2 protein-coding genes and 1 pseudogene are annotated in these 1,603 nt (G+C 60.6%); 1 reads left to right on the top strand and 2 read right to left on the bottom strand.

Translation table 11 applies throughout. From position 1 onward, the window contains the following. A pseudogene (locus tag ACOVQ0_RS11375) lies at positions 1–107 on the top strand (electron transfer flavoprotein subunit alpha/FixB family protein); the annotation flags it as partial. Positions 108–320: 213 nt separating this feature from the next. Here ACOVQ0_RS11375 and ACOVQ0_RS11370 read toward each other — a convergent pair. Further along, positions 321–1,301 (bottom strand): sugar phosphate isomerase/epimerase family protein, encoded by a 981-nt coding sequence (locus ACOVQ0_RS11370; protein WP_421884438.1) that lies wholly within the window; start codon positions 1,299–1,301, stop codon positions 321–323. After that, positions 1,301–1,603: MFS transporter (locus ACOVQ0_RS11365; protein WP_421884436.1), on the bottom strand; the 303-nt coding region annotated here is incomplete at its 5' end. The genes ACOVQ0_RS11365 and ACOVQ0_RS11370, both read right to left, overlap by 1 nt.

The raw sequence follows: 1,603 nt of genomic DNA, 5'->3' as shown, positions 1-1,603 counted from the left end.
TCATCGCCATCAACAAGGACGAAGACGCCCCCATCTTCCAGGTCGCTGACATCGGTCTGGTCGGTGATCTGTTCACGCTAGTGCCGGAACTTACAGGGAAGCTGTGATTGCGTAAAACGCAACTGCTTCGCCGTCCTTCGCACTTGCCGAAACCGGCTGAAAACCGCACATAGAGCAGGCCTTTCAGGCATCCTCTCCCAAACTTTCCAAGGCTGGTCTTCGGACCGGCCTTTCTTTTTGCGCAACTTACTCGTGTGTTACACATACGAAAAAGGGAGACGCAGTGGCCTCCCTCTCCGTCATCTCACATGGATAAAACGTCAGGCCACGAAGCGCGACAGGAAGCCGTGGCTCTTGGTCACGGCGGCCAGCCGGTCCATCGCAAACGGCGGTTCCTGCTCCACATAGAAGTGCTGCACGCCCGCCGCCTGTGCCGCAGGCAGGATCTTTGCCCATTGCAGACGGCCTGATCCGACTTCCGTCGGGTCCTGGCTCATCACGTAGTTGGTCTTCGTGGTGGCCTTTACGTCCTTCATGTGAACAGCCTTGACCCGGCCCTTCAGCTTGCCCAGTTCAACCGCGGGATCAAGGCCTGCTGCCGAAGTCCAGCCAAGATCCAGTTCGAAGTTCACCAGCGAGGGATCGGTTTCCTTCATCAGGATTTCCCAACCCGTCATGCCGCCCGGCAGCGGCGCGAATTCCATGTTGTGGTTGTGATATCCCAGCGAAATCCCGAACGGCTTCAATGCCGCCGCACGCTCGTTCAGCAGCGTTGCCGTGCGCTTCCAGTGGTCGGCCCCGGCTTCGCGCAAGGCGTCACCGATGGCCACTTGCGGGTTCTTGCCCTGTGGGATCGAGAAGCCGTCGGGCAGGGGACACAGCGGCATGAACACCTGATAGATCCCCAGCGTGTTCAGCCCGTCGGCAATTTCCTGCGGCGAGCTCATCAGCGAAAGCGTGCCGCCGGTGAACGGCCCCGGCATGTTCATGTGGATCGAGCTATACCGCACGCCAGCCTTGTCCGCCGCCGCGCGCAGATCAGCGGGCTTGCGGTTATAGCAGTTCGGCAGTTCGATATCGGTAAAGCCCACAGCCGCCAGCTTTGCCAGCGTGCCATCCAGATCCTTCACCGGCATATCGCCCAGCGTATAGAGTTGCAGGCCGATCGGCTTGCCAATGCGCTTGAAGAAAGGCTTGCCCCGTCGCAGCGCGGCCATTGCGGGCGTTTCGCTTAACCCCAGCGCCGCCGTCGCGCCAAGCGCAGCCAGCAGTGCGCGGCGATTGATCATAACTTGCGACATCAATGAATCTCCTGCGGATTGGCGGGACCGTGCGTGGATGGGCGGAAGGCCACAAGCAGCAGCACCGCACCGATCGCGGCAAGACCTGCCGGAACAAGGAACACCGTGGTGTAGTCGACGACACCTTCTGCATTGGTCAGCCCTGCGACCAGCGCGGGGAAGGCGAAGCTTGCCACCATGTTGCCCACGCCCAGAATCAGCAGGTTGAACAGTCCCTGCGCCGAAGAGCGCACGTCCTTGGGGAAGGCTTCGTCGACGAAGATATAGACCGTGGCGAAGAAGAAGGCGTAGCAGATGCCGTG

The organism is Novosphingobium sp. (assembly GCF_049240505.1).
Lineage (GTDB): Bacteria > Pseudomonadota > Alphaproteobacteria > Sphingomonadales > Sphingomonadaceae > Novosphingobium.
Note: the sequence above shows the minus strand (reverse complement) of the source record. Positions and strands in the feature narration are given on the sequence as shown.

Bases quoted from the DNA above. Each gene is read 5' to 3' on its own strand.
- ACOVQ0_RS11370 (WP_421884438.1), bottom strand. From the start codon at position 1,301: ATGTCGCAAGTTATGATCAATCGCCGCGCACTGCTGGCTGCGCTTGGC.